Consider the following 24105-nt stretch of genomic DNA (forward strand, 5'->3'; position numbering starts at 1 on the left):
TGTATTTCTCGCATCGACTCAATAGATGCGGTATTGTAACTATTATTTATGGCTTATCCAATTGAAGACATGCCCTAATAATTATTGTATTTTTTATTTTAGCAACCTTAGTGAAATTTAAGTCAGAGGGCCAATTAGCTTTGTAGTTGGTCAATCATATTCTGATATTTCTCTTTTTTATCAGTAATCTTACTACGTTCCTCTGTGGCATTGGGTACTGGCTCTTTAGCGTCTTCTGCGTTCTTATCAAAGGTTTTTAGATCAGCCTCTGTAGCATCTAGAAGCCTGTTGAGCATCATAGCGACTGCTTTTTCAGACACTTCATTTGTCATGCTAAATGCTTCGGAAGCAAAATCATCTTTGAGCTTAGATGCCCATTGATAGATATTAGCTATCGTCGTACCGTGCTTATCATCTTTATCAGACTTACTAAAACTATCCTCTTCTTTAGAATCAGACTTGTCTTCCTTATCAGATGTGAACTCGTCCTTAAGTTTAGAAGCCCATTGGTAGATATTGGCTATCGTCGTACCATGCTTATCATCTTTTCCAGATTCATCATCTTTGCCAGATTCATCATCTTTGCCAGATTCATTATCTTTTCCAGATTCATTATCTTTGCCAGACTCATCATCTTTGTCAGAATCATCATCTTTGTCAGAATCATCATCTTTATCAGAATCAGTCTGTTTCTCGGCATTGTAATCTTCAAAGTCGCCGTCTTCATACATTACCGTATCGCCTTTTAAGACCTCAAGACCCGTTACGCCATCATTTGAAGGCGCTTCTGTTGTATTCTCAAGAGACTCTAAAGCATTCTTGATGTTATCGTTATCAGTAGACTTATTCGACATGATTTATAATCCTTATTATTGAAGTATATCTACACTCAATGATAAGTCAGCGCAATCTTATATTGCGTATCTTAATGTAGATTGTTTTGTTCTAAATTGTTTAAAAATGCTGCAAATCCTTCGCTTGCCCGTGCTTGCAAACGACTGCTTGTCGTTATACGAACACGATTGCTCCAAGTGATGGCATAGCTTTGGGCTTCAAATCTTTTGACCAAATCTACATCTTCATGACAAGGTAGATGAGCAAAGCCGCCAACAGCCAGATAAGCCTCACTGCTAAAACTTAAATTTGCCCCATGAATATGAGGATGTCCCATCCTGTCTTGATAATGAGCCATATAATCCTCTCGCGTTTGTGGTGTCAAATGTGCCCAACTATCAATATCCACCACGCCGCAAATCATATCAGTCGGCTGGTGCATGATATGTTCAATTTGCTGTACCAGCCAATCCACAGCCACAACTGAATCGGCGTCTGTACAAGCAAGCCATGTTGCCCCATTGGCGATTGCATGCCGAATGCCCATGTCTCTAACTTGTCCCACACATTCATAATCGCAGCATAGATAATCGACGCCTGTGGCCTTAACCAATGTCTGGGTATCATCAGTACAACCATCGAGCACCACCAGCGGGTACGCCTTAATCGTTGAAGGTAATTGATCGATAGCGGTCTGCACTGATGCCAAACACTTAGCGATAGTCATCGCCTCGTTATGAGCAGGAATTACAATACAGATTCTCATATCTCCTACCCTTTCCTATTTTGCTCACTATTTTTCTGATTGCTACACTTTGTCATACCAAGTTTTCTTGCATAGCTACCGAACTTGGGGATCGTTGCCAAACGTCTAATAAGAAATCGCTGTCTACTATCTGGCTTTGATGATTGAATTCGACCTGATGCTTCTCATTATTTGTGAGGCTAAAAGCAAGGCGTAAGCGCTGATGCACGGTCTCACCTGTCATAGCAAAATCCTCAATAGCATAGCGCCAGTGACAGCACAATAATGTACCGCCCATAGCAAGATTCTGCTGCGTCCAAGCGATAACCATATCAATATCATTGGGTGATAAATAATATAAAATCTCACTAATGACAATTAAATCAAAGGGTGCTTGCATAGTAGGCGTCTCATTTAATAAAGGATAAGCCTCTATAACGGCATCTTTTAGAGTCAATAATATATTGGGAATCACCCCTTGTATCACCTTAACATGAGGTAACTCTGCTAAGCGTTCTTTGGCAAGTTTCACTGCCTGATGATTGCCATCAATACTGACCAAAGCCCAACAACGATGCGCCAATAATTCACTAAGCACGCCGTTACCACAGCCTAGTTCAACGGCATTGTCATATTGAGATTGCGGCAGTATCGCTAGACACATATCACGTTTTCGTTTTTCGTACCAACGAGTTTGATACTGCCATGGATCGGTATTGTCATTATATAACGCGTCAAAGTAGGATTCTGAATAAGCAGCTGATTGGTTGCTAGTAGCAGTATCGTCAGCTGAGACAGTTTTAGAATACTCTAAACTATCGACTAAGTTACTGTTATCCATTGATGGCTTAGGTTTAGAGGTATGATTCATACAAATAGACCTCCCAAGGTTGGCTAATCCTAGCAATCGTTTGCGCAGATAAAATGGGAGGCTTGCCCGTACTTTCATCCGCAGTAATTTGACTTTCAAAACAGGCAATGGCTTCTATTTTACGATGTAGTTGCTCAGTGGTTAAATCAAGTCTTATGGCATGGTGCCAAGGGATACGGCTATCGGCAGGTTTTGCCCAATGCCATGCCCAAATTAATACTTGATAACAGGCCAAATGATGCTGCTTGGCAAATGAGGCAACCACTAGCCCGGTTGCTTCATGGTCGGGATGACCGTCCTGCATAAAAGGAGTTACTAAAACATCATCAGGCTGGATGATGGCGGATAATTTTTGGTGAAACTGATCTTGTTGGCTAAAGACTTCGCCATCTGTTAAGTCTAAAGCAATGGTTGTAACCTGGTGAGCAATGCCCAATACCTCCAACGCTTTAACACTTTCTTGTGGTCGGATAATATCAAGGCTTTCTTGAGAATAAATTTGCGAGTTCGGATGACTTTGCGTGCCATTGGTCACGTGAATAAGAACAATAGGATTACCATTCGCCGCCAGTTGTTGCAACAGACCGCCACAGCCTAGTACTTCATCATCAGGATGCGGGGCGAAGATGCAGACTCTTTGATTTGGAGGAAAGCTTTTTGTAATCTCCAATTGAGGTAAATCTTGCAGCCCTGCCCAATTCCTCCAAGCTTCTTGACTGGTGCCATCGCCTTCAATAACACGGTCACCCACAATTGGATGGTGTCCTTCATTACCTTCAAAGGTAGCAGCATGCGTGACGGCGACGTCTTTTTTTATACGTTTTATAGCCTCTTTAGATATTATAGTTGCCATATACTGTCCTGCTCATTGGTTAAGTCATTGGATAAAACGCTAGATAGCTCACCGATTTTCTGTAAGTCGAAAGCGCCATGACTTTGGCGGATAAACACGGGCAGATCGGCTGACAATCTTGCAAAATGGGCATGGCGACAAAATGGTGCTGCGCCCAATGCCTGCCCAACCATATCCATTACTTGGCGAGCGACTTTCTCAACTTGTGATCTTAACTGGCGTATGGCAAGTTCATGGCTGAGCTGTGGCTGACTATCGACTAAATCAGCGACATAATAAAAATACTGCTGAGTGACTGCCAATGCCGTACTAATTTGACCCAAATACATGGCTTTATAATCGTTTGGTTTCTGCTGATAGGCGCTGATCAAATAGTCTGCTAGATAAGACGTTGCCCCATACCAGCAAGCAGCAACGCCTGCCGCTCCATGCCAAAACCCCACCCGTTCTAGATAAACATTGGCTGTCCCAACTTGACTAGCAGTCACCTCATAAAACTGTAATGTCGCTGTATCAGTGGCTTGCATCCCTACTGCCTGCCACTCCTCGTTATCAATCTCAATACCAGATTGGTTCATATCTACGACAAGCAATTGCGCGTGGCCATTAGCATTACGATACGTTATGAGTCCATGATCTACCATATTGGCCCCTGAGCACCACGCTTTGATACCACTGACTTTTCCTTGCTCATAACGTATAGGATGACCTTCTGCTGCCCAAACGGCCCACAACCCTTGATCCGCTTTACCATAACCCAGCTCAGATAAAATGCTTAGCGCATCCAAATGCGACTCAAACCATTTTGCAATCGTTAAATCAATCCCTGCTACATACGCCAAAACCTGCCAACGGCTCAACGTACTTGAGACTTCACCATTTACAGGGCTAGCACTACTTGCCGGATGTGGGATTTTATCGCTATAGGTGATTAAGGTTTTTAAAATATCATGACGTAAAGTATCAGTTAAGCTAAGGGTACTAATGGCTTGATTATCAGCCAGTAAGTTATTTTCTATACTGGCTTTCATCTCTGATAATAAAGGATTTTTTGCATTTAGCAGTAACATGAGGCCTCCTAATTATTCTTATGAATCAGATATTTGGACTGCGGTAGGTTTCAAGCGATCCGTTTGATGCTTTTTGACATCATACAAATCATTTAAAAAACTCTGTTGCCAAGCTTGCAAGTTATCTTGTTGTAGTCCTTGCATTAAGGACTGATAGCGCGACTGCCGCTCATCTAATGGCATCGTCAAAGCAATGCCTAAACCCTCTGTCATACTTTTTGGCTTATGTGGATCGATAATGACCGCGGCTTGCATTTGCTCGGCCGCTCCTGCATAACGTGAAAGCAATAACACGCCAGGATTGTCAGGATTTTGGGCGGCAATATATTCTTTGGCAACCAGATTCATACCATCTTTAAGCGAATTGACCCAGCCGATATCACTTTGCCAAAATAGGGTCATTAGTGTCTCGTGGCTTATGACGCTTTCGCAGTAGTTGATCGCTTGCCAACTACCCATAGTACTCTCATTTTCAGAAATATCATTTCTACAGTTGTTGAGTGAAAACTGCTGATTGACGTCGTTGATAGTATATTTAACGTCATCATAGAGACGCTGATAAGCAGGCAAATCTAAGCGACTAGGACAGGCGATTTGTAATAAGGTCAGCTGATTCTGATATAAAGGATTTTGCTGTAAAAAATCACGGTATGCTGAAAAACGCTTTAACAACCCTTTTGAGTAATCGATTCTGTCCACCGCAATAATTTTTTGGGCAGCAGATTTTATAGTCTTTTTATTCTGATTGGCTTTAGCATATTGCAAGGATAAGTGGCTAATTTGCTGCTGTATTCTTGTCACATTTATGCCGATTGGATAGGCATCAATCCGCAAATAGTGAGTATGACTTAGACCTAAGTTAAGCATAACCTGCGTATTTTTTGACTGAGTAGAGGTGCTAAAACCTTGCGGGGCATGTAAGACTTTTATTAGCGAATCTTTTAAATAATAATGGCATACAGCAAAGCAGTTGGCTCTCCCTTGCTGAGTTTGTGTGCCAAGCACGTCGTAATGAGCAAGATGCGTAATGAGCTCACCGCTTTTATTAAGTGATTGCCAGAAAGGCAATGAGACAAAGGGGATGTGGAAAAAAAAGCCGATACGATTGTGAATACCCAGCTGCCTACAATGATACGCCACACTTAAAAAATGATAATCATGCACCCAAATCACATCATCAGGCTCAATAATCTTCTTTAATTGCTTAGCAAAGAGGTAATTTACCGCTTGATAGCCTGCGTAATCCTCTGGCGCTTGACTAATTAAATCAACTCGCTCGTGTAGTAGTGGCCACAGTACATTGTTGGCAAAGCCGCAGTAAAACTGCTGATACTGCGCAGTGGTAAGTGCAGTGGTCATATAAGTGATGAATGTATTCGTACACGGCGAGTCAGCGTCTGCTAAAGCAGTTTGTTTGATACTGCTAAATTCATTAGTATAATCATCATTATAGCGCTCGACAATTTCACCATTCCAGCCCATCCAAACGACTGATTTTCCGTTTAATACGTCTTGCAGTGCTATTGCAAGTCCCCCTGCCATTGGGTTGTTATCAGGCATTTTAACCCGATTAGACAAGACGATTAAGCGGCTCATATCACGTGCCTCACTGTTTTTTTTACTAGCGCATTATGTTGTTGGCAAAAGCTTAAAAAGCTATTCAGTAAAACAGTCACCTCATGAGTGTCATGGACGAAGTAATTGGCATGCGTAGGCTCACAACCGACCTTAATCCCCATCCCTTTTATTAACTGTGAGTCGTCTTCTAGCAATTTACTGTCACCTTGTACCGCCATAAATCCGGCTTCATCCGTAATATCATCACCAATAAAAATAGGACAAAAACTTGTAGGGCTCTGCATTTTTTTTAGTAAAGCTAGAATGGCGCTACCTTTATTTACTCCTTTTGGCACCACCTCCCAAACATATTTACCGGACTTCAATGTCCAATTAGCATGACTTTTTAAGTTTTCTACAATGATGGTATAAGCCGCATCAGCTAAAGCAGGGTTTTTTCGAAAATGGAGGGCGACAGAATAGGGTTTGTTTTCTACGATGAAGTCATCAAAGGGAATGCAAGATTGGATAATAGACTTTCTTATTACAGCAAGTTCCATGATATTAACAGATACAACGTTTGTCTCATTATGGTCACTGCTATCATCAAACGCTATTTCTAATCCATGAGTCGCTGCAATCGGTAATGTTAAAGGAAACAGCATTTGCTTTGCTTCAGCCAAACTGCGTCCTGTCACGGCAGCAATTTTTACACCATGGTTTTGTATCTTTTGTAAAAGTGTTAAGGTTGGATTTGGGATGAAGCTGTTTTTAGGATTAAGTGTGAAATCGGCTAACGTGCCATCTATATCTAGAAACAAACAGTACTCTTGCTGATGGAATAAATGATCAGCAAATTTTTCTGGCGAGATATAGATAGGTTCCCTATTTATGCTGGGGCTTCTTCCTGAAGTCACGTTTCTTCCTTTTTAATATAGCGTCATGTTTCAGACAAATATGCCATACATTCGAAATAATTTGCGTATCAAAAGCCGTTGCGGTTTTTAATATATTTTTAATGTGGACCTAAAGAAGTCTACTGTTAAGATATTGAATTTAATAAGAAGTGTGCCATAGCCACAGTAAAAATCTAGTGACTGGAGTGTGCTGTTTGATGTGAGTTCTGTAACTCACTAAACATGATTGCTATTTATGTTCTATTATTTAAGACAGCATTTAAACTACCATATTTAAACCGATTCCAATTCACACTAAACCACCTAAGGCTTCCGTCCATCAACTATAAATTAGACAACTCGTAAAAGACATCTATTGAAATATAGTTGATTAATAAAAGACTGGAATAACTGCCTCATTGGGCGCTTCCGTCATCAGATCGGCATCTTGTAGCCATAAAATTCGTGGTCCTCATTGTAACCACCTTGACCTGAGCCGAGATCAGCAAAATCGTGAACAAATTCAATTGCAGTAATCCACTTAACCATCTTGAAACCAAGCTCGTTTTCACATCGCAGTCGTAGTGGCGCGCCATGTAGAACGCTGAGTGGATCTTCATTCATATCGAGGGCCAGAATAGTCAGTTCGTGCTTCATATTCTCCATTTTGTGGCAGTCGTAGTAGACGCCGCCATGAGCGCCCTCAGCGAGAGAGTAGAAGACGGCGTAGCGCGCCTCCGGCATAGGACGAATCAAGTCGAGTATATGTCGCATTGGCACACCAGTCCACTTAGCGACACCGCTCCAACCTTGAATGCAGAAATGGGTTGTAATTTGATCCTGCTGCGGCATCGACCGTAACTCATCCAGTGAGTATTCGCCTGGTCGTTCGACCAATCCATAAATGCGCAACCGATATCCGGCGAAGTCATTTACTAAAAGATCATCAAACTCTTTTGAATCGGGCATTGTGCCATTAGGCCACAAGAAGGGTGAGATATCTTTTTCAGTCAATTCACTTTTGGGGTCGAACCGCTCAGCCCAGCCTTTGATTGGGCCAACCATGAAGGCGCCGATTTTCTGTACCAGTCGCGCGTGACGAATGGTAAAAGGCGTCGCTGCGGCCCACAATATGCCAGTTAGGATGATAAGCGGAACAAATACTATAAAGCCGCTCCACGAATCATCATTTACGCCCGCCCACATCATATTCAGATTGTCCCGTGCCCCAGTGATGAACACCAGTGTCACGTGTACAAGAATGAAAAATAGAAACCACCAAAGCGCTAAAAAGTGAATGGAGCGTGCTCGTTGGCGATTAAAGACGCGCCCGAACCAGCCAAGATGGTTCGACAATGCAGGGCTTTGCATGAGTCCAGTAAACACCGATGTTGGCGCTGCAACGAAGACTGTGATGAAGTAGGCAAGCTGCTGCAAGCTGTTGTACTTAGTCCAGCTCTTATCCGTCGGGAAGTCCAGCGACAGATACTGCACTGCGATCGATACGGCGTTTGGAAAGACCTCCCACGTCGTTGGCACAATCCTCTGCCACTGACCGGTGTAAAATAGTAGACTGTAAACCACAATACCGTTTAGCAACCATAGTGTATTGACCGAAAAGTGCCACCAACGCGCCAGTCCGACTGAATGTCGAACACCAGGGAGACCAAGCCATCCGGGAATTGTCACTGAGTCATCTTTGGATGTCCAGACACGTCCTTTCGGCACCGTCTTTTGAAAGCGAAACCATTCGGTGCCGGGAGTGCTATCGCGGTGCCAGTAGAGTCTTGGATGATCAGCCAGAATTTGTATGCCAGACCGAATAATAAACACCATAAACAGTAGGTTTAGAAAATGACCTATGCGCATCCAAAGTGGAAATTCTGTCTCTAAGGCTACCGTAGAGACAGGCACGCCTGGATAATTTTGGATAAAGATCTGAACGCTTGGCAGTTCACGTAGCCACTGAGCAGTTGCTATGCCAGCAACTAATAGTACGAATATGATTGGTAGTGCCCAAAGAACACTGTACCATTTCTTGTTAAAGCGAATTAGCGGAATGATTCCATTTTGCGGTGGTGTCCAATCACTCAGGCGCAGTTGGTCGTTGCCGGGGATGATTTTTTCTTCAAGTGGATCACGAATCGAAGGGGTACTATGCTTATTGACAGCAGAATTAGTATTTTGATCAGACTTACTCATGATACATCCTTATTTATGAATTAAGATTGTTTGGGTAAGACTGAATAATGAATACTATAGATAGTCTGTTGGCTCAGTTAGCAGTCTTAATGGTTTGTATAACTTGAACATATGCTTTACGAACTGTGCTTGGCAAAGTACGCCGTGGTCTTATTCGAGCACAGTTTTCATCCTTCCTCTATTTTCTTAGAATGCTTTTTAACACACTATCACCCTTAACTATAAACCTCACACATTCTTTTAAAGACATGTGATACACAAGATAACAAACTTTTACCTTTTCCTACCTGAAGATGCTAAATCTGCTTGCTATATTTAACCTGTTAGTCGAGCATTATTTTTTCAAAAAGCATAATGAAAATAACAAATAATAAAAAAAACGATAAAGGATTACGCTGATACTGAAGTTAGCTCAATTCAATTATTGTATGACCGTACTTTACAGTCGACTTTGAATGGTTTCAAAGTCGATTTTTTATGTCTTAACTACAATAAGGATATTGAAATGAAAACATCAGTCTTAACTAAGTCGCTTCAAAATAAATTATGGATAGTATTCCTGATGAGTTTATTTGGTCTCAGCGCTTGCAGTAGTGAGACAGAAGAGCCGGCTACTAATACAGAGTCTAGTGAAATGATACCTGCGCAAACAGCGAGCGAGGCTGAAGATCAAATCCCTGCTTCTACAGAGGACGCAGAAGGTGCAGGAGGTACAGCATATTATTCTAGTAACGGAAATGACCAAAAGGCTGATGATACGGTCTATATCAACGAAAATAATTCAAACCTAAATAAGACACCGGCAGATGGCGTGCAGTAAGTATTGGAAGTCGCACAATCCATTAAATATTAAAGGGTTTCTGTAAGGTTATTATCAGTTTTAATCGCTCTGACTAATCGCTATCTCAAAATATCCCATTTTTGACGGCGGCAGCCTATCCCGCCATCAAGCCTTTTATCTTTACTCACATAACTAGCAGCATTGACTAAAAAAGCCCGTGACCATAGCCACGGGCTTTTTGCGTTTTTAGGGTATGACTATTAAAAACATAATAATCAATATTTATTTTGGTTACGCCACTCATCTACATCACGTTCAGCATCTTCTTTTGAATGACCATAACGCTCTTGGACACGTCCAACTAGTTTGTCACGATCACCTTCGATATGGGTGAGATCGTCATCTGTTAAATCTGCCCACTTTTGTTTTACTGAACCTTTAAGTTGGTTCCATTCGCCTTTTAATGTCTGGTTATTCATATCATCATCCATTTTTTGATTATTTTTGTACTGTTCATCCATACTTTGTTCGTTCACATTTTGATTGTCCATTATGGTTTTCCTTTTCTATTTATTAGTTTGTGAGTCAACTTATCTATATTAAGTTCATCTATGTTTTCTTATTTTTATTGATGAATAGGTTATCATCAGTCTTAATTTTCAAGCTGACATATCTAATATAAACGGACGTAATTAGGACGTCTGTACCACGAATGTTTAAAGTGTTTCTGAGTCATTGTTAAGACTGCTAATATGTTATCGCGATGTAAGTTGTGTCTTTGGTTAGACGTTTCTTGACCGCTAAAATAGAATAACAGGCATAAAAAACCCTAGACGGACTTTAACCTTGAAATTATTTCCATTAAAAAAGACTATAAAATATGCTGGGTGACATTAATTTAAATTTAATTATAACTGCACATGTTAGTCCAAAAATCAAAATAAAGGCTGCTATTGCTCGCAATATAAATTTATTACTCTCCATAGATTACCCCTTAAGTTATTCAACAAATATAACCACTTTCCGTATCTTAGTATTTTTGTCTATCGTCTGCCACTAATCAGCATAACTTAATCTGATGGTTTATTCGTTAAAAACCCTTCGAGTGAATCGCAGTAAGTACATCGTCGTGTAAGTCCAGACAATTTAATGAATACTAGTTTACTTAATTAAAACTACTTTTTGGGTTTTGGTAATTCTAAACGTCCTTATCTTGAGAATGTTAGCTGGAACCAAATAGAGTAACTACTCCAGCTTATCTTTTGCTTTGAATGGTTCTGAAAATTGCAGGATTAGAGAGTTGACAACGGACAGTATTATTGCAATCTCATACCGCCCATAAGCAACGGAGATGCCGATAGCAGCGGTATTCCATAGACTCGCTGCCGTTGCTGTACCTTTTACCGTATTGTCGCCTTTAAAAATAGCACCACCACCGATAAAACCCATACCCGTAATAATCGCGTACATGATTCTCGCTTCAGGCTCTGATCCGTGATAGATATCTACAGCGACTAGCATGAAAGCGCACGATGCAATACTTACCAAGGGAAAGGTTCTGAGACCTGCACCCTTATCTTTCATCTCACGATTAAGGGCGATCGGTAGCGAAAGTATAAAAGCAATTCCTAATTGAAGAAAATGATATCCCAGTAATTTTAAGCTTAAATCAAATTCAAACATGGCTAATCTACTCTCTAAAAATGAGGCTTTATGTGTATAAAATGAATTTGATAATGCTTAAAAATGTTTTTTTAAATAGTCGGAATTTTGTAACATTAATAGCGACAGACTGAAGTTATTAATAATGCTATATAAATTGAACTAATAGACCCCAAAACCGCCAATTGTTCACACAAGTTGCAGTTATGTTAAAGTTTCGAGCTAAGATACTGTCATGCTTTTTGTGTGCATTATCAACGTGCTTCTATTTATGAGTTTATATTTAGCAACTTTGAAGTCCAAGGCGATTTTTTTGTTGGCTGGAATCTAATGTCATATTCTTCTTAAAGAACTATCATAAGCTCATTATGATTTTTTCTGTGCTAACAAGTTTACCCAATTTATCTCTAAGATTACTTTAATATAGATCACCTCTTAAATTTAAGATAAGTGTATGAATTGATTTAATTTTTACACAACTTACCAACCCTTACATTATTAACTTTATTTAAACAATTAACCACCAATTTATTATCATATTCTCAGTTATGATATTTCAACCAAGAAATAAGCCAGTAGTAAACATCAATAGTAATCATTAAATACTTGAACCTTTAGTGCTTACTATTATTTTTCATGGAATAGCATAGTTTGAACCGCACATAGGGATAAGTAATGACGTTCAATGATGGAGTATTTATTAAAGAAAGTTTGGATTATATAGAAGGTTGTGAGACTATAAATAGCTCTCCTGTAGACAATTATACAAAAAAAAGCAATTTACGAGCCAGCACAGCTGCTTCGTTGAGCTTTCAATTAATGACACGTGCCGAACCTCCAGAACTGGTCATTGACACTATTCAATCCATACTAGCTATAAAAAAGAACCAAGACGAAATTATTATTATCGATAATAATAATACTGATACATCCATGTATAAACCATTGGCAGCGTTTTGTGCCAGCTTAGATCCTGAGCTGAAAGTATATTTTTACCATATTGACGCGGTAGAAGGGTTTAAAGCGGGTGCATTGAATTTAGCATTAGGACTCATGAGCCCAGATTGTACGCATATTGTCGTCGTTGATAGTGATTATCAGGCGTTATCACACGCTAGAGTATCGATTGCGGACGCTATCCAACAGTATCCTGCTCACACTCTACTTCAGTTCCCGCAGTTTTACCGTAACGCTGGGCAAATAGATATCCATAGCGAATTAAACCACTATTTCAATCATCATTTATACCGTCCCTTTAATCGCAAGCGGGCACTATCAACAGGAACTTATGCGGTAATACGCCGCTCAGATCTTTTAAGCTTAGGTGGCTGGTCAGGTGCCTCGATTACTGAAGATGCGCAGATGGGTGTTCTTATGCATCAACAAGGTTTGCGTAGTCAATTCATACCAAAAGTTATTGCCACCGGTTTATTACCCAATACGTTGAATGATTTAATGAGCCAACGTCGTCGCTGGATCTATGGCAATATGCAAGTATTAAGTAATTACTTCTCAATAGCTATGTCATCGATGCATCAACAATTTTCAGAAAATAATCAAGCATCCACTCCTGTGACTACTCTTCATCAACACATTATTAATAACGCAGAAGTAAAAGGTATCGGCGAACGTCTAGCTTATGCACGTGCGCATCTTTCTCAGCTCAGTGCTTGGCTAAACTTCACTGGTTTCTTTATTTTTCTTCAAATCTGTACGCTCCTGATAATTACCAGTGCACTCTTTGTCCCTAAAATTCTTGATACTAACGCCGATTCATCTCTACTCACGCCTTTATATATAGTATATGCAGGATATGCTATTTTCTTAGTGAGGCGTTTATGGGCATACTTACAGGATAAATCGCCACTTAATAAACAAATCAACGACAATCATCTACTAACTATGAAAATACGCTTAAGAGCGTGGTTGATGCATTTAAATTTTTGGGAGCTTGGTGCGCTATCATGGCTGCCCGTTATGTGGGGTCGTGAAATGCCGTTTATATGCACTCCAAAGCGAGAGTATATTCGCACTCGTCACTCATTATGGCTGGCAAATATAGTAGCATTACCCAAGCTGCTATTGGCACTAAATATCATTACTGCGCTTGTAGTAGCGCCGTTCTCCCCTTTTTATTCTCCGTTATTACTTATCTGTTCTTTAACAGTTTGCCTATTAAAAATCGGTGCGGCAAAAGTGGCGTTTGATAACTTTGCTGCTACACAGCAAAAAGTCACCCATATTAGTATTAAATATAAACCTGCGGTCGCGCAAGCTCGAAAACAAACCAAACCGCTAACACCGCCTAAAATTGAAACGGTATTTGAAGACAAAAAAACTATTAATTCCTAAGAACGCTTAACGCTTAAAAACAATTCATTTCTAAAAGACCGTGGTTTAAAGAATCAGTGTTATAGAGATTTTTTTGATGATTTGTCTGTATTAAGACCTGTTTTTATTACCTATCTAAAACAATTTCTATATTATTTTGAGGTTTGTATGTCTTTCGCACATTCTGTTAGTTTTGTAAGCTCTACTGATGATAATAGACGCCCTATCGCAATAACCAATAAACCATTACGCATAGCAGTTATTGCCCACTGTTTATATCCTATTGCCCAGCCGTATGCAGGTGGACTTGAAATGATTACACAACTCATCTGTGATGAACTTGTTGGTCAAGGTCATGAGGTGCTGCTTTATGCTCATACAGACAGTCGAACGCAAGCAACCTTAGTCCCAATGCTAACCCGAGCTGATTTTGATACCACTGTCTATGAGAACGAACATGACACGCTAGGAATGAGCCGCGAGGAGATGTACCAGTACTTGGTCTATCAACATATACTGCGTGATATTATTGAACGTGACGCACGCGGTGAAATTGATATCGTGCACAATCACAGTCTGCATCACATACCAATGATGACCGGTCAAGCGTTTGGCGCTCGGTTTTTTACTACTTTTCATACGCCGATCTTTCCGCAATTGCGTCTGGCGCTGCTGACGTTACGCCATGGGACAAGCACCCAGTTTACTGCCATCAGCAAACACCAGCAGCGGCTTTTTTCTGAGTTTGTTCCTTTACATGTCGTGTATAACGGCATCGACGTTGAATCCTTTATTGCTAATACTGAGCCTACGGATAGTCTAATTAGTAAGCATAGCGAGGTATATTTTTGGTACGGGCGTATCTGTCCTGAAAAAGGCACACATTTGGCTATGCAGTACTGTATTGAGGCTGGGAAAAAACTCATCATTGCCGGACCTAAAAGTAATGAAGATTACTTTAATCAACAAGTAGCGCCTCTATTATCTCAAGACCGTAAAAATGGCGCGCAAAAACTGTTTGATTATGTTGGTCATGTGACTAAGGAAGAGGTGAATCATTACCTCGCTCAAGCAACTGCCATGCTATTTACCAGTGTTTGGGACGAGCCTTATGGATTAACACTGGCCGAAAGCTTGGCGTGTGGGACACCAGTAATTGGTTTTGATGTGGGTGCAAGTGCTGAAATCGTCACGCCCAGTACAGGCATTATCGTTGCTAAGGAAGATAAAGAAGCCTTTATAAAAGGGTTTTCTGAGATTAAACACATATCGCGTCAGGCTTGCCGCGAACGTGCTTTACAGTTTTGCTCAGTATCAGCAATGGTAGATGGATATCTTGCATTGTATAAAGCGGCAATCGCAGAAAATCAGCCAAAGAAGGGTTTCGCCAATCCACGAGATGCGCAGCTACTGGCACAGAGTTTATTTAAAATTAATCATAAGTCAAACTCGTTAATTGGTTCAAATAGCGAATTACGTTATATTTCTAACACTAGATCTGTCACTATGAGTCTTGAGGAATAATGAGTATGCGGCTTGGCTATTACGCGCATCATCACGGCTCAGGACACTGCCGTCAAATTGATAAACTTGCGGCGCTACTACCGGTGGATGCAAGAAGACAATTAATAGTATTTACGAGCTTAAGCTCAGATGCTTATACCTTCACTTCTATTGATGAAACACAAATTGTAAGTCTGCAAGCAGAAGATGAGTGTGATGATGATGTGCTAAAGGGACGCGCAGGAAAACATTGGCAACCAGCTAGCCTTCATTACTCACCTGTCGGTAATAGCAATATTCAAAAGCGCAGCCATCAAATACTAGATACAATTTATCAGCGTAAGATTGATTTGATGATTATCGATGTGAGTGTTGAAGTGGCCATGCTGTGCCGCGCTGCTAGTATTCCTTATCTTTATATCAGACTTCCTGGTATTCGTGATGATACCCCACATCTCAATGCTTTTGCTGGCGCTCTTGCTTTACTAGCGCCTTATCCTCGTCTACTAGAGGCTACTATGACGCCTGAATGGGTGGGTAAAAAAACCCTATACCTTGATTTCATTAATACGGCGCAACAAAAAGAGCTCTTTTATCATGAATTTATAAAAATACTAGCGAAGTTAAATACTTCAAATGTAAAAGACTGGAAAGAAGCTCCGCATACTATCATTACCGTTATTAAAGGCTATGGTGGACATGAGGCCATTGATATGAAATTACCGGAGTTGCGCCAGCTATTACCCAGCGCCTTTATCATATCACTTGGCCCTATCAACGATGAAATGCGCTATCATGTTGATATTGCTACTCAAGTGAATGATGTTACGCCATTTATGCAACATAGCGACTATCTACTGATGGCCTGTGGTCTGAATGCAGTTGCGCAAGCCTATGATTATACTACGCCACTCGTGGTTCTACCTGACGACCGTCCGCACCAAGAGCAAGAAGTAATGGCACAAGCATTGATAAACCAAGGACGTGCATTGAGCTGGCAGCAATTTAAAATCCTGCTCTCTCATAAACAAACTCATCCTAACCCGAATGAACAATCGGTAAATAAAGCACCGATCAAGTCAATTTCAAAGTCTAGTCACGCAAATCGCAACGAAGACTATTTAACTGCTGCCAAAGCATTTATGGATAGTACGACAGAATATCCAACGACTAAAGCTTGGTTTGAACAATGGTTACTCCCCAAGCTTAAATTAAATCCTGACTATTAATAATCTAAATACTAATAATCAGTACTTTTAAACAACAATATCAAACCCACCATAAAAAAAGAAAAATAATCAAAGAGCTGGTAACGACTGATGAACATAAGAACCATGATTAATGTTAAGGCTGTTTCTGACCATATACCAGTAACGGTTATCACAACCTGTTACGGACGCAATCGCCATCTTTACAATCTACTCAGTAGCCTTATGAAAGGTAGTGTCCAGCCCGATGAAGTCATCATTGTCAATGACGATGCCGACCTCAAACGCCTGGCTGAATTTTCTTTAAACATCGTAAAAATTCCCACCACCATTGAAGCATCGTCCAATAAATCAGATACAACTAAATTTGATATTGGGCACAATCGTAATATCGGTGCAGCGCAAGCCACTCATGACACTCTCATATTTTTAGATGTGGATTGTATAGTAGCACCGACTTTTATTGAGCAATTAAGCGCTAAATTGCAAAAATATCCTGACTCCTTACTCATGGGACAACCACGCTATCTCACGCGACCTTTGTTAGATAAAGAAGGTTTGGAATTACAAAATGGCGCACTAACCACCTGCTTTTTAAATGAACTGTCTGTCTATAACCCTTATCGTTATAACTTTAATGAGGTTGACTGTATTCCCACACAAATAAAGCAGACAGCTATTGAACAAACCGATGATTACGGTGCGTTTTGGAGTTTATGCTTTGCGATTAAGCGTCGACAGTTCGAGCAGATAGGTGGATTTGATACTCAATACATCGGTTATGGAGCCGAAGATACTGACTTTGCTTTTACTGCCCGCCAATTAGATATTAACTTCTATCTCACTGCTGACATTGTTTACCATCAGCAGCATAGCGTCTATCGGCCACCTCTTAATCATCTAGATAGCATTACCATCAATGCCAATCGCTTTTATGAGAAATGGCAGCACTGGCCGATGGAAGGGTGGCTTGAGCAATTTTCTAAGATGGCACTTATTCGTTGGACAGTGGAACAATTGACGCCGATAGTGGTGTTAAGAAAGCCTAATATTCATGAGATAGAGCAAGCACACTGTCCTAATGCACCGTATGTTTAAACTTTTGACCAGTATTTAATACTGACGAATAACTTCTACCTCTTGCTGCGGCGAACTCATTTCACTGCGCTCAAACTCCCAGTTATGCCCATGCCAAAAATGCGCAGTTTTGTCATTATCATTAAAACCTATCATTAATAGTCGTAGCGGCAGCTCTGATTTTTGCACTAATTGTATATGTTCTCGAGCGCCCAATAGTAATCGATATAATAAAAACCCAGACGACGGCGCTGATGAATGAATATCGCTAAAGTGAGGGTAGTCAGCAACGACCGGATGATGTTCGGATAATACTCTGTAGTGCATCTCATTATGCAATAACTCTTGCACCACTGGTGGAATAATTAATATTCGGTCAGAATTAACAGGATCATCATCAGGGCTTGGGTCATCACTTGGCAACGGAAACTGATACGGCTGATTACTCAGCAATATCCCTAATGGTGCAGCCTTTGCCATTCGCTTCATTACTGCTACATTATTACTTCTCGGTGGCAAGCCAAAATGCAGTTTACTGTCGCCAATCTGCCGAAAAAATAATAATTTAGGCAGTTTACTAATTAATGGATGATTAGCAAAAAAATCAGCGTGTATGAAGTGATTAAACAACACTAAAACATCATCAGGTTGTAACAACTGCTCAAGTTGTGTGGTACTAATGGATTGATTATTGGCGATAAATACTATTCTATTTTTTTGCTCTAAGGCATTTTGAATGTTAAGCGGCAAACTTGCAAAGGCAGCAGCTGCTTTATTTATTTCGGCAGACTCACACTCACTGTTCTCTGATGATAAAACCTCGTGCCTAAGTGTTGAGTTATACATACTAAATATTTCACCTTATTTAATGTTAGAAATAAACTTTACTTTAAGATAGATTCCTTTCATGTATACCCATTAAATCTCTTGCAAAAGTACTATTTCATCGACTTCTATTCTAATTGGCAATACTTTTACCACAAGGATCCTCTACCCTATCAAGGGATCGAACTACTAACCTGTATGACCTATGCTGTGAAATCCGTACAAAAAAATCTGGGAGGCTCTAGTTATGTAGCCTGACGATAAAAGTCAAATTGCATGATCTTTATCACAAGGCCAACTCATAATTTGTACTACGCCCTGAAGCTTCAGATTTTTGTATCATCCTCTTCTCTATCAAATCATTAATATCTCGTAGTGCCGTGTCTATAGAACACTTAGTCATAACTGCCCATTTTTTAGTAGTCAGCTTGCCATAAAAATCAGTCAGTAAAGTATTCAACATCGTTACCTGCCTAGTGTTCAAAGCATGCTGTCGATGGGTCTGCCAAAAACTCGCTTTATTGATGATTTTATCCGTGGTCGTTTGAGCAGCAATCAGAGCTTGTTCCAGTGTTTGTAAAAACCAAACTAGCCAATCCGTGATATCTCTATCACCTTTTTGCGTGCGCTCCAGTATTTTGTAGTAGTCATTACGCTGTTTAAGAATCTGTGCTGACATACTATAAAAACGTTGAGCGCTATCATCGCTTTTCGCCAACATCCTCTCCGTAATGGCACGAGTCAATCGTCCATTGCCATCATCAAACGGATGCAAAGTCACAAACCATAAATGGGCAATACCTGCTTTTATGACCAAATCTATATTATCTTGCTCATTTGGTGAAATGTTAAACCACGATAGAAATTTTTCTAACTCATCTGATAGCCTATCGGCACTAGGCGCAACAAAATGAACCTGTTCACGACCATACCCGCCAGATACTACTTGCATTGGCCCTTTACTATCATCACGAATACTGCCTGCTTGAATGCGATAAAGCCCACTATACCCATCTGGAAATAATGCTCGATGCCATCCAAGTAAATCGTCCAGCAATAGGGGCTGTTGATAATGATAGGTGGCACTTAGCATCATTTCTACCACTGCGTCGATCTCACGAGTAGTCGTTGGCATACTTGCGTTATCTAACCCTAAATGCCGCGCAACTGAGGAGCGCACTTGTTCATTATTTAGTGACTCACCCTCAATCTCTGAAGTTTTAACAATCTCTAAAGTCACCGCATCTAATTGTGCCTCAACATTAAGTTCGAACCCTAGTGTTAGCAGTTTACCAAGCAAACGGCCTTGTAATATCCGCACGCGACTAACCAATGGTAATAGTTTTTTGTCCGACCATTGCCACTCAGTCCAGTCTGGATGTTCATGAATATAGGTAATATGCCTCATATTTTCCTCAGATATGTGCAGAGATTAAATCATTAATCTCCTTATATTATGCAGATAATAAATGATAAAAACAATGCATACTAGACCTCTTGCAAAAGTAGCAGAGAATTTTATAATAACTCATACAATCACAATTGGTTAGGACCATGCCAAACATAGACAAGCTACTTAAACAAAGTGATGCTGGTTTTAAACGTTACACAGGCATTCGTAAGGCTACCTTTTATGAAATGCTTAATGCCATGCAGCAGCATGAAGCACAAAAGACCAAATCAGGACGACCAAGCGTGCTTAGTCTTGAAGAACAGATATTACTAGCTCTGACTTATTGGCGTGAGTATCGAACGCTGTACCACATCAGTATGGACTTTGGTATTCATGAGTCTTCTGCCAGCCGTATCATTCGTAAAGTAGAAGATGTTCTTATTGATTCAGGTAGGTTTGAGTTGCCTAAAAAGCTTCCTAGTAGAGTTGATGACGATATTAATTGGTCAGTCGTCATCGTTGATGCCACCGAAACCCCAATTGAACGTCCAAAAAAAACCAAAGAGACTACTACAGCGGTAAGAAGAAACAACACACCCTAAAAGCGCAAGTGATCGTTCACTGGAAAACTGGTTTAATATTAGATATTCAAACGTCTAAAGGTTCCGTGCACGATTTTAAGCTGTATAAAGAGACTTGTCCTGATTGGCTTCCTGACAACGCTAAACTACTAGCAGATAGTGGCTATCAGGGCATCGCAAAGCTGCATAAACAAACCTTTATCCCCTTTAAAAAACCTTGTGGGGGTCAGCTATTAGACCTTTGCAAACAAGCCAATCACTATCTAGCTAAGTTTCGCATTATGGTTGAACACAAAATAGGCTTAATTAAATTGTTTAAAATCGTGGCTCATAGATATCGTAACCGTCGTCAGCGCTATGATCTTAGAATGAAGCTATTCGCCGGTGTTGTTAATTTCGAGCTTAACCTATGACTTTTGCAAGAGGTCTATTAATTAAAGTAAGAACAAACTAGTTTGAAAAATAGAATTGAGGAAAGGTGTTTTGGACAGAGAACGCAATGATTTTGGAATAAAAAACGCTAGAGTGAAGGTAAAAAGACTATAAAATTATAGTGCCGAGATACGTGTTAAATTTTATATTATTCTAATTTACTTTATGATTTTTTAACTATATAATTGCTATAGGCCAATAATATCAATGCATGTAAGATAACATCACATTATGATATTTCGTCTACCTACCTTGACATGGTAGAGGTCAGCAGTTCGAGTCTGCTTATGCCTACCAAATTTAGAAAGCCCCAATCTTCAGATTGGGGCTTTTTTTTGCCTGTAAAATATGGGCTGTAGGGGGAAATTCTTATTGGTATCGCTCTATAATCACAAGTATTTCAGCTCTATAAAATTGCTCAAAAAAGCGACGGTGACCAAATGGTGACCAAAACGTGACCAGCCTTCAAAAATACCTAAACTAAAAATCCTCTTTTTGACCTCTACTCTGAATTTTAGATTAACATCTATTTTTTTATATCCTCTGGCTCAACCTCTGTTACATATTCAAAAAGATCTCCTACTCCTACTTCTAAATACTCGCAAAGCTTGTCTATAGTATCGAAATCAATTCTTGACGATTGGTCATTATAAATCTTATGTAATGTCGTTTTACTCACTCCTGTTGCTCGTACGGCATCCGCTACTTTTAGCCTTCTTTCAGCTAACAAAGTAGGAAGGTGATTAACTATCATCCCATAAACTCCAATTATAGTTATAAAAAGTACTTGCATAGTTATAAATATGTGGTAAATTACAACTATGGTACCTAAAAGTACCATTATGATTAAACTTTATATAAGGAACATATTATGTCACATACCTACCTGACAACCCAAGAGCTTTCTGAGCTTATCAAATACAATCCTCGTACTATCCGTAACGAGCTTAAGGATAGCGTCCTGATTGAAGGGATTCATTATATACGTCCTTTTGGAGGGCGTAAGATTTTATACATCTGGGAAGAGATTGAAAAAGATATGCGCACTGGCATTGCCGGTAGCATTAACGCCATGGCACTACAATAAGGAGAACAGTAATGGCTGGTATCAGAAGTAGATACGATAAACTTGTCGTCGATTTTCGCTATATGAATAAACGGTGTCGGGAGACGACAAACCTCATAGACACGCCAGCGAATCGCAAGAAGCTGGAGAAGGTAATTGAGAAAATGGAGGCAGAAATTACTCTGGGCATATTTAGCTATGCTAAGTATTTTCCCAAAAGTGAAAAATGCGACGAGATGATGGCTTTGAATGATCGTAAGGAATGTATTCAAAGTGACACCCCTTCATTTAAACAATTTGCCACATTATGGTTTTCTGAAAAGGAGATCGAGTGGCGTGATACCTATAAACGCAAAATACAGGAGATCATTGATATGTATTTATTGCCTAGTTTTGGGACTAGACCCATTCATCTCATAAAAAAGACAGATGTATTAGCCTTCCGTTCATCGCTCGCCAAAGTAACGTACGGAAAAGCTAACAAACATCTGTCAGCGGCACGCATCAATTCGATAATGGTACCTTTAGGTATGATACTAAAGGAAGCGGCTAAACGCTACTGAGCTATGCTGAAGAAACCGTACAACTAAACTTGGTAAACTAACGACTCAAAGAGGAGTTTACCATGGTCAAGAAAGTAAGAACCTACAGCGACGAATTTAAAGCAGAAGCTGTCAAGAAGATAGCAGACAATAACGGCAATATTTCAGCGACTGCAAAGCAGCTTGGCATAGCGATGCAAACGCTATCTAACTGGCAGAACAAAGCCACTCAAGGCAAGCTTGCAGGGACTGAGCAATATGACCCACAGCTAATGGCCGTGCTAGAAGAGAATAAGCGCCTCAAAAGACAGCTTAAAGTGGCTGAAGAGGAGCGCGAGATCTTAAAAAAGGCGACGGCGTACTTCGCCAAACACAGCTAGTAAAGTACGCCTTTGTTAAAGACAACCAGCAACTCTTTCGCATCAGTAGCATGTGCCGTGTACTACAGATTAGGCCCTCAAGTTACTACGACTGGCTGGGTCGTGACATCAGCGCTCAGCAGATACATCGTAACCAGTCTGAGCTGCTAATCAAAGCGGCACACAGTGAAACAAAGGAGCGCTACGGCTTTGAGCGTCTGCATGCGCATCTAAATGAGCAAGGATATGATATCAGCCCATACATGGTCAGAAGTATTAAAGAGGAGCATGGTATCAAATGCCGTCGCCACAAGCGCTTTAAGGTCACCACTGACTCTAATCATAATAAGCTCATCTATGACAACGTGCTCGATCAGCAGTTTGACGTCAACCGTCCTAACGAAGCATGGGTCAGTGATATCACCTATATTTGGACAACCGAGGGCTGGCTGTACTTAGCAGGCGTTAAAGACTTGTATACCAAAGAGCTGGTTGGCTATGCCATCAACAAACGTATGACCGCTGACTTAGTTTGCAAAGCATTGAACATAGCAATTAAGAATAAGAGACCAAACAAGGGACTAATTGTTCTGAACCGCCCCGACTTTATCGGAGAGTGATTTACTTGAGTCAGGCAGCGATGCCTGACAGGGTTAAATTATCATAATACCGCTTTTCAAAATCAAAAGGTGACACATAACCAATCGTACTATGCAGTCGTGTTTTATTAAACCAGTCCACCCACTCAAGGGTTGCCAGTTCAACATCGTTCACACCAGTCCAGTTTTGCTTTAAATAATGAATCACCTCAGACTTATAAAGCCCATTGACCGTTTCAGCCAATGCGTTGTCATAAGAGTCGCCTGTTGTACCAACAGAGGCAATCACGCCAGAATCCGTCATTTTATCAGTATAGCGAATGGATAAGTACTGAACCCCTCGATCACTGTGATGAATCACATCTTTGGGATAGTTTCTATCTGCTATTGCTTGATTTAACGCCGCCATCACCATATCTGTGTTCATACGATTAGATACTTTCCAGCCCACAATAGCGCGAGCAAACACATCAATAATAAAAGCGGTATACACCCAGCCGCTTATCGTCTTGATATAGGTAAAATCTGCAACCCACAGCTGGTTAGGGCGATGAGCGCTAAAGTTACGATTGACTAGGTCATCAGCACGCTTTTGATCATCACGGCTGTGAGTTGTTATTTTACCCTTACCGCGCCAGACACCTTGTAGGCCATACTGCTTCATTAATCGCTCTACGGTACACCGAGCAACCTTTAACCCGTCAGCTTTCATCTGCTG

At 40.4% G+C, this 24105-nt stretch carries 22 protein-coding genes and 2 pseudogenes; 10 read left to right on the top strand and 14 right to left on the bottom strand.

The features are described 5' to 3' along the window. Positions 1-134: 134 nt before the first annotated feature. The 8 genes from JMX48_RS12950 to JMX48_RS12985 form a co-directional block, all read right to left on the bottom strand. The gene (locus tag JMX48_RS12950) at positions 135-854 is read right to left on the bottom strand and encodes a hypothetical protein (RefSeq protein ID WP_201538474.1); all 720 of its coding nucleotides are present in this window, start codon (positions 852-854) and stop codon (positions 135-137) included. A gap of 71 nt (positions 855-925) precedes the next feature. After that, positions 926-1600 carry a glycosyltransferase gene (locus JMX48_RS12955; RefSeq protein ID WP_201538476.1) on the bottom strand — a complete coding sequence of 225 codons (675 nt, stop codon included), beginning with the start codon at positions 1598-1600 and terminating at the stop codon, positions 926-928. A gap of 52 nt (positions 1601-1652) precedes the next feature. Continuing rightward, positions 1653-2450 (bottom strand): class I SAM-dependent DNA methyltransferase, encoded by a 798-nt coding sequence (locus JMX48_RS12960; protein ID WP_201538478.1) that lies wholly within the window; start codon positions 2448-2450, stop codon positions 1653-1655. Next, positions 2434-3303 (bottom strand): PIG-L deacetylase family protein, encoded by an 870-nt coding sequence (locus JMX48_RS12965; RefSeq protein ID WP_201538480.1) that lies wholly within the window; start codon positions 3301-3303, stop codon positions 2434-2436. Before JMX48_RS12965 ends, JMX48_RS12960 begins: the two co-directional genes overlap by 17 nt. Then, positions 3291-4373 carry an acyl-CoA dehydrogenase gene (locus JMX48_RS12970; protein WP_201538482.1) on the bottom strand — a complete coding sequence of 361 codons (1083 nt, stop codon included), beginning with the start codon at positions 4371-4373 and terminating at the stop codon, positions 3291-3293. The genes JMX48_RS12965 and JMX48_RS12970 overlap by 13 nt, the downstream gene beginning before the upstream one ends. Before the next feature lie 18 nt (positions 4374-4391). After that, on the bottom strand, positions 4392-5969 hold the full coding sequence (locus JMX48_RS12975; protein WP_201538484.1) for a trehalose-6-phosphate synthase: 1578 nt from the start codon (positions 5967-5969) through the stop codon (positions 4392-4394). Further along, positions 5966-6847, bottom strand: a complete 882-nt coding sequence (gene otsB / locus JMX48_RS12980; protein WP_201538486.1) for a trehalose-phosphatase — start codon at positions 6845-6847, stop codon at positions 5966-5968. Before otsB ends, JMX48_RS12975 begins: the two co-directional genes overlap by 4 nt. 414 nt (positions 6848-7261) lie before the next feature. Then, positions 7262-9028 carry a molybdopterin-dependent oxidoreductase gene (locus JMX48_RS12985; RefSeq protein WP_201538488.1) on the bottom strand — a complete coding sequence of 589 codons (1767 nt, stop codon included), beginning with the start codon at positions 9026-9028 and terminating at the stop codon, positions 7262-7264. A gap of 562 nt (positions 9029-9590) precedes the next feature. Between JMX48_RS12985 and JMX48_RS12990 the strand changes: the two genes are divergently transcribed. Continuing rightward, positions 9591-9848, top strand: coding sequence for a hypothetical protein (locus JMX48_RS12990; RefSeq protein WP_227688019.1), 258 nt, complete (start codon positions 9591-9593; stop codon positions 9846-9848). 236 nt (positions 9849-10084) lie between these two features. Here JMX48_RS12990 and JMX48_RS12995 read toward each other — a convergent pair whose 3' ends face one another. Beyond that, on the bottom strand, positions 10085-10360 hold the full coding sequence (locus JMX48_RS12995; RefSeq protein ID WP_413786371.1) for a CsbD family protein: 276 nt from the start codon (positions 10358-10360) through the stop codon (positions 10085-10087). A 694-nt stretch (positions 10361-11054) separates the two neighbouring features. Then, positions 11055-11492 (bottom strand): MgtC/SapB family protein, encoded by a 438-nt coding sequence (locus JMX48_RS13000; RefSeq protein ID WP_201538492.1) that lies wholly within the window; start codon positions 11490-11492, stop codon positions 11055-11057. A 654-nt stretch (positions 11493-12146) separates the two neighbouring features. Here JMX48_RS13000 and JMX48_RS13005 point away from each other — a divergent pair. From JMX48_RS13005 to JMX48_RS13020, 4 genes are all read left to right on the top strand, one after another. Next, a complete protein-coding gene (locus JMX48_RS13005; RefSeq protein ID WP_201538494.1) occupies positions 12147-13823 on the top strand; it encodes a glycosyltransferase family 2 protein in 1677 nt (558 codons plus the stop codon). A gap of 147 nt (positions 13824-13970) precedes the next feature. Continuing rightward, positions 13971-15326, top strand: coding sequence for a glycosyltransferase (locus JMX48_RS13010; protein WP_201538496.1), 1356 nt, complete (start codon positions 13971-13973; stop codon positions 15324-15326). After that, positions 15326-16534, top strand: coding sequence for a hypothetical protein (locus JMX48_RS13015; RefSeq protein WP_201538498.1), 1209 nt, complete (start codon positions 15326-15328; stop codon positions 16532-16534). The genes JMX48_RS13010 and JMX48_RS13015 overlap by 1 nt, the downstream gene beginning before the upstream one ends. A gap of 105 nt (positions 16535-16639) precedes the next feature. Continuing rightward, positions 16640-17611: a glycosyltransferase family 2 protein gene (locus JMX48_RS13020; protein WP_201538500.1), complete on the top strand. Its 972-nt coding sequence runs from the start codon at positions 16640-16642 to the stop codon at positions 17609-17611. Between the two features lie 15 nt (positions 17612-17626). On the opposite strand, the gene JMX48_RS13025 is transcribed toward JMX48_RS13020, so the two are convergent. After that, complete coding sequence (locus JMX48_RS13025) at positions 17627-18436, bottom strand: hypothetical protein (protein ID WP_201538502.1); 810 nt, start codon at positions 18434-18436, stop codon at positions 17627-17629. Between the two features lie 265 nt (positions 18437-18701). Beyond that, complete coding sequence (locus JMX48_RS13030) at positions 18702-19823, bottom strand: Fic family protein (protein WP_201538504.1); 1122 nt, start codon at positions 19821-19823, stop codon at positions 18702-18704. 146 nt (positions 19824-19969) lie between these two features. Here JMX48_RS13030 and JMX48_RS13035 point away from each other — a divergent pair, with 146 nt between their 5' ends. Next, positions 19970-20410: a transposase family protein gene (locus JMX48_RS13035; RefSeq protein ID WP_201538506.1), complete on the top strand. Its 441-nt coding sequence runs from the start codon at positions 19970-19972 to the stop codon at positions 20408-20410. A gap of 8 nt (positions 20411-20418) precedes the next feature. Further along, positions 20419-20802 (top strand): transposase family protein, encoded by a 384-nt coding sequence (locus tag JMX48_RS14260; RefSeq protein WP_413786372.1) that lies wholly within the window; start codon positions 20419-20421, stop codon positions 20800-20802. Positions 20803-21347: 545 nt separating this feature from the next. Here JMX48_RS14260 and JMX48_RS13045 read toward each other — a convergent pair. Further along, a complete protein-coding gene (locus JMX48_RS13045; RefSeq protein WP_181210928.1) occupies positions 21348-21575 on the bottom strand; it encodes a helix-turn-helix domain-containing protein in 228 nt (75 codons plus the stop codon). Between the two features lie 117 nt (positions 21576-21692). Here JMX48_RS13045 and JMX48_RS13050 point away from each other — a divergent pair, with 117 nt between their 5' ends. The 3 genes and pseudogenes from JMX48_RS13050 to JMX48_RS13060 form a co-directional block, all read left to right on the top strand. After that, positions 21693-21908 carry a hypothetical protein gene (locus JMX48_RS13050; protein WP_045447035.1) on the top strand — a complete coding sequence of 72 codons (216 nt, stop codon included), beginning with the start codon at positions 21693-21695 and terminating at the stop codon, positions 21906-21908. A gap of 11 nt (positions 21909-21919) precedes the next feature. After that, positions 21920-22447, top strand: a pseudogene (locus JMX48_RS13055) (Arm DNA-binding domain-containing protein); the annotation flags it as partial. A gap of 65 nt (positions 22448-22512) precedes the next feature. After that, a pseudogene (locus tag JMX48_RS13060) lies at positions 22513-23378 on the top strand (IS3 family transposase); the annotation flags it as partial. A gap of 40 nt (positions 23379-23418) precedes the next feature. Here JMX48_RS13060 and JMX48_RS13065 read toward each other — a convergent pair. After that, positions 23419-24105 (bottom strand): IS3 family transposase (locus JMX48_RS13065; RefSeq protein WP_201538508.1); only part of this gene is annotated, 687 nt, incomplete at its 5' end.

The organism is Psychrobacter immobilis, from assembly GCF_904846225.1.
Taxonomy (GTDB): Bacteria; Pseudomonadota; Gammaproteobacteria; order Pseudomonadales; family Moraxellaceae; genus Psychrobacter; species Psychrobacter immobilis_F.

Excerpts from the sequence above, each read along its gene's own strand:
- JMX48_RS12950 (WP_201538474.1), bottom strand. The coding sequence starts at position 854 with ATGTCGAATAAGTCTACTGATAACGATAACATCAAGAATGCTTTAGAG.
- JMX48_RS13025 (WP_201538502.1), bottom strand. The coding sequence starts at position 18,436 with ATGTATAACTCAACACTTAGGCACGAGGTTTTATCATCAGAGAACAGT.
- JMX48_RS12970 (WP_201538482.1), bottom strand. The coding sequence starts at position 4,373 with ATGTTACTGCTAAATGCAAAAAATCCTTTATTATCAGAGATGAAAGCC.
- JMX48_RS13015 (WP_201538498.1), top strand. The coding sequence starts at position 15,326 with ATGAGTATGCGGCTTGGCTATTACGCGCATCATCACGGCTCAGGACAC.
- JMX48_RS13035 (WP_201538506.1), top strand. The coding sequence starts at position 19,970 with ATGCCAAACATAGACAAGCTACTTAAACAAAGTGATGCTGGTTTTAAA.
- JMX48_RS12985 (WP_201538488.1), bottom strand. The coding sequence starts at position 9,028 with ATGAGTAAGTCTGATCAAAATACTAATTCTGCTGTCAATAAGCATAGT.
- JMX48_RS13045 (WP_181210928.1), bottom strand. The coding sequence starts at position 21,575 with ATGATAGTTAATCACCTTCCTACTTTGTTAGCTGAAAGAAGGCTAAAA.
- JMX48_RS13050 (WP_045447035.1), top strand. The coding sequence starts at position 21,693 with ATGTCACATACCTACCTGACAACCCAAGAGCTTTCTGAGCTTATCAAA.
- JMX48_RS12995 (WP_413786371.1), bottom strand. The coding sequence starts at position 10,360 with ATGGACAATCAAAATGTGAACGAACAAAGTATGGATGAACAGTACAAA.
- JMX48_RS12960 (WP_201538478.1), bottom strand. The coding sequence starts at position 2,450 with ATGAATCATACCTCTAAACCTAAGCCATCAATGGATAACAGTAACTTA.
- JMX48_RS13000 (WP_201538492.1), bottom strand. The coding sequence starts at position 11,492 with ATGTTTGAATTTGATTTAAGCTTAAAATTACTGGGATATCATTTTCTT.
- JMX48_RS12990 (WP_227688019.1), top strand. The coding sequence starts at position 9,591 with ATGAGTTTATTTGGTCTCAGCGCTTGCAGTAGTGAGACAGAAGAGCCG.
- JMX48_RS13030 (WP_201538504.1), bottom strand. The coding sequence starts at position 19,823 with ATGAGGCATATTACCTATATTCATGAACATCCAGACTGGACTGAGTGG.
- JMX48_RS13020 (WP_201538500.1), top strand. The coding sequence starts at position 16,640 with ATGATTAATGTTAAGGCTGTTTCTGACCATATACCAGTAACGGTTATC.
- JMX48_RS12965 (WP_201538480.1), bottom strand. The coding sequence starts at position 3,303 with ATGGCAACTATAATATCTAAAGAGGCTATAAAACGTATAAAAAAAGAC.
- JMX48_RS12955 (WP_201538476.1), bottom strand. The coding sequence starts at position 1,600 with ATGAGAATCTGTATTGTAATTCCTGCTCATAACGAGGCGATGACTATC.
- JMX48_RS13010 (WP_201538496.1), top strand. The coding sequence starts at position 13,971 with ATGTCTTTCGCACATTCTGTTAGTTTTGTAAGCTCTACTGATGATAAT.
- JMX48_RS13005 (WP_201538494.1), top strand. The coding sequence starts at position 12,147 with ATGACGTTCAATGATGGAGTATTTATTAAAGAAAGTTTGGATTATATA.
- JMX48_RS12975 (WP_201538484.1), bottom strand. The coding sequence starts at position 5,969 with ATGAGCCGCTTAATCGTCTTGTCTAATCGGGTTAAAATGCCTGATAAC.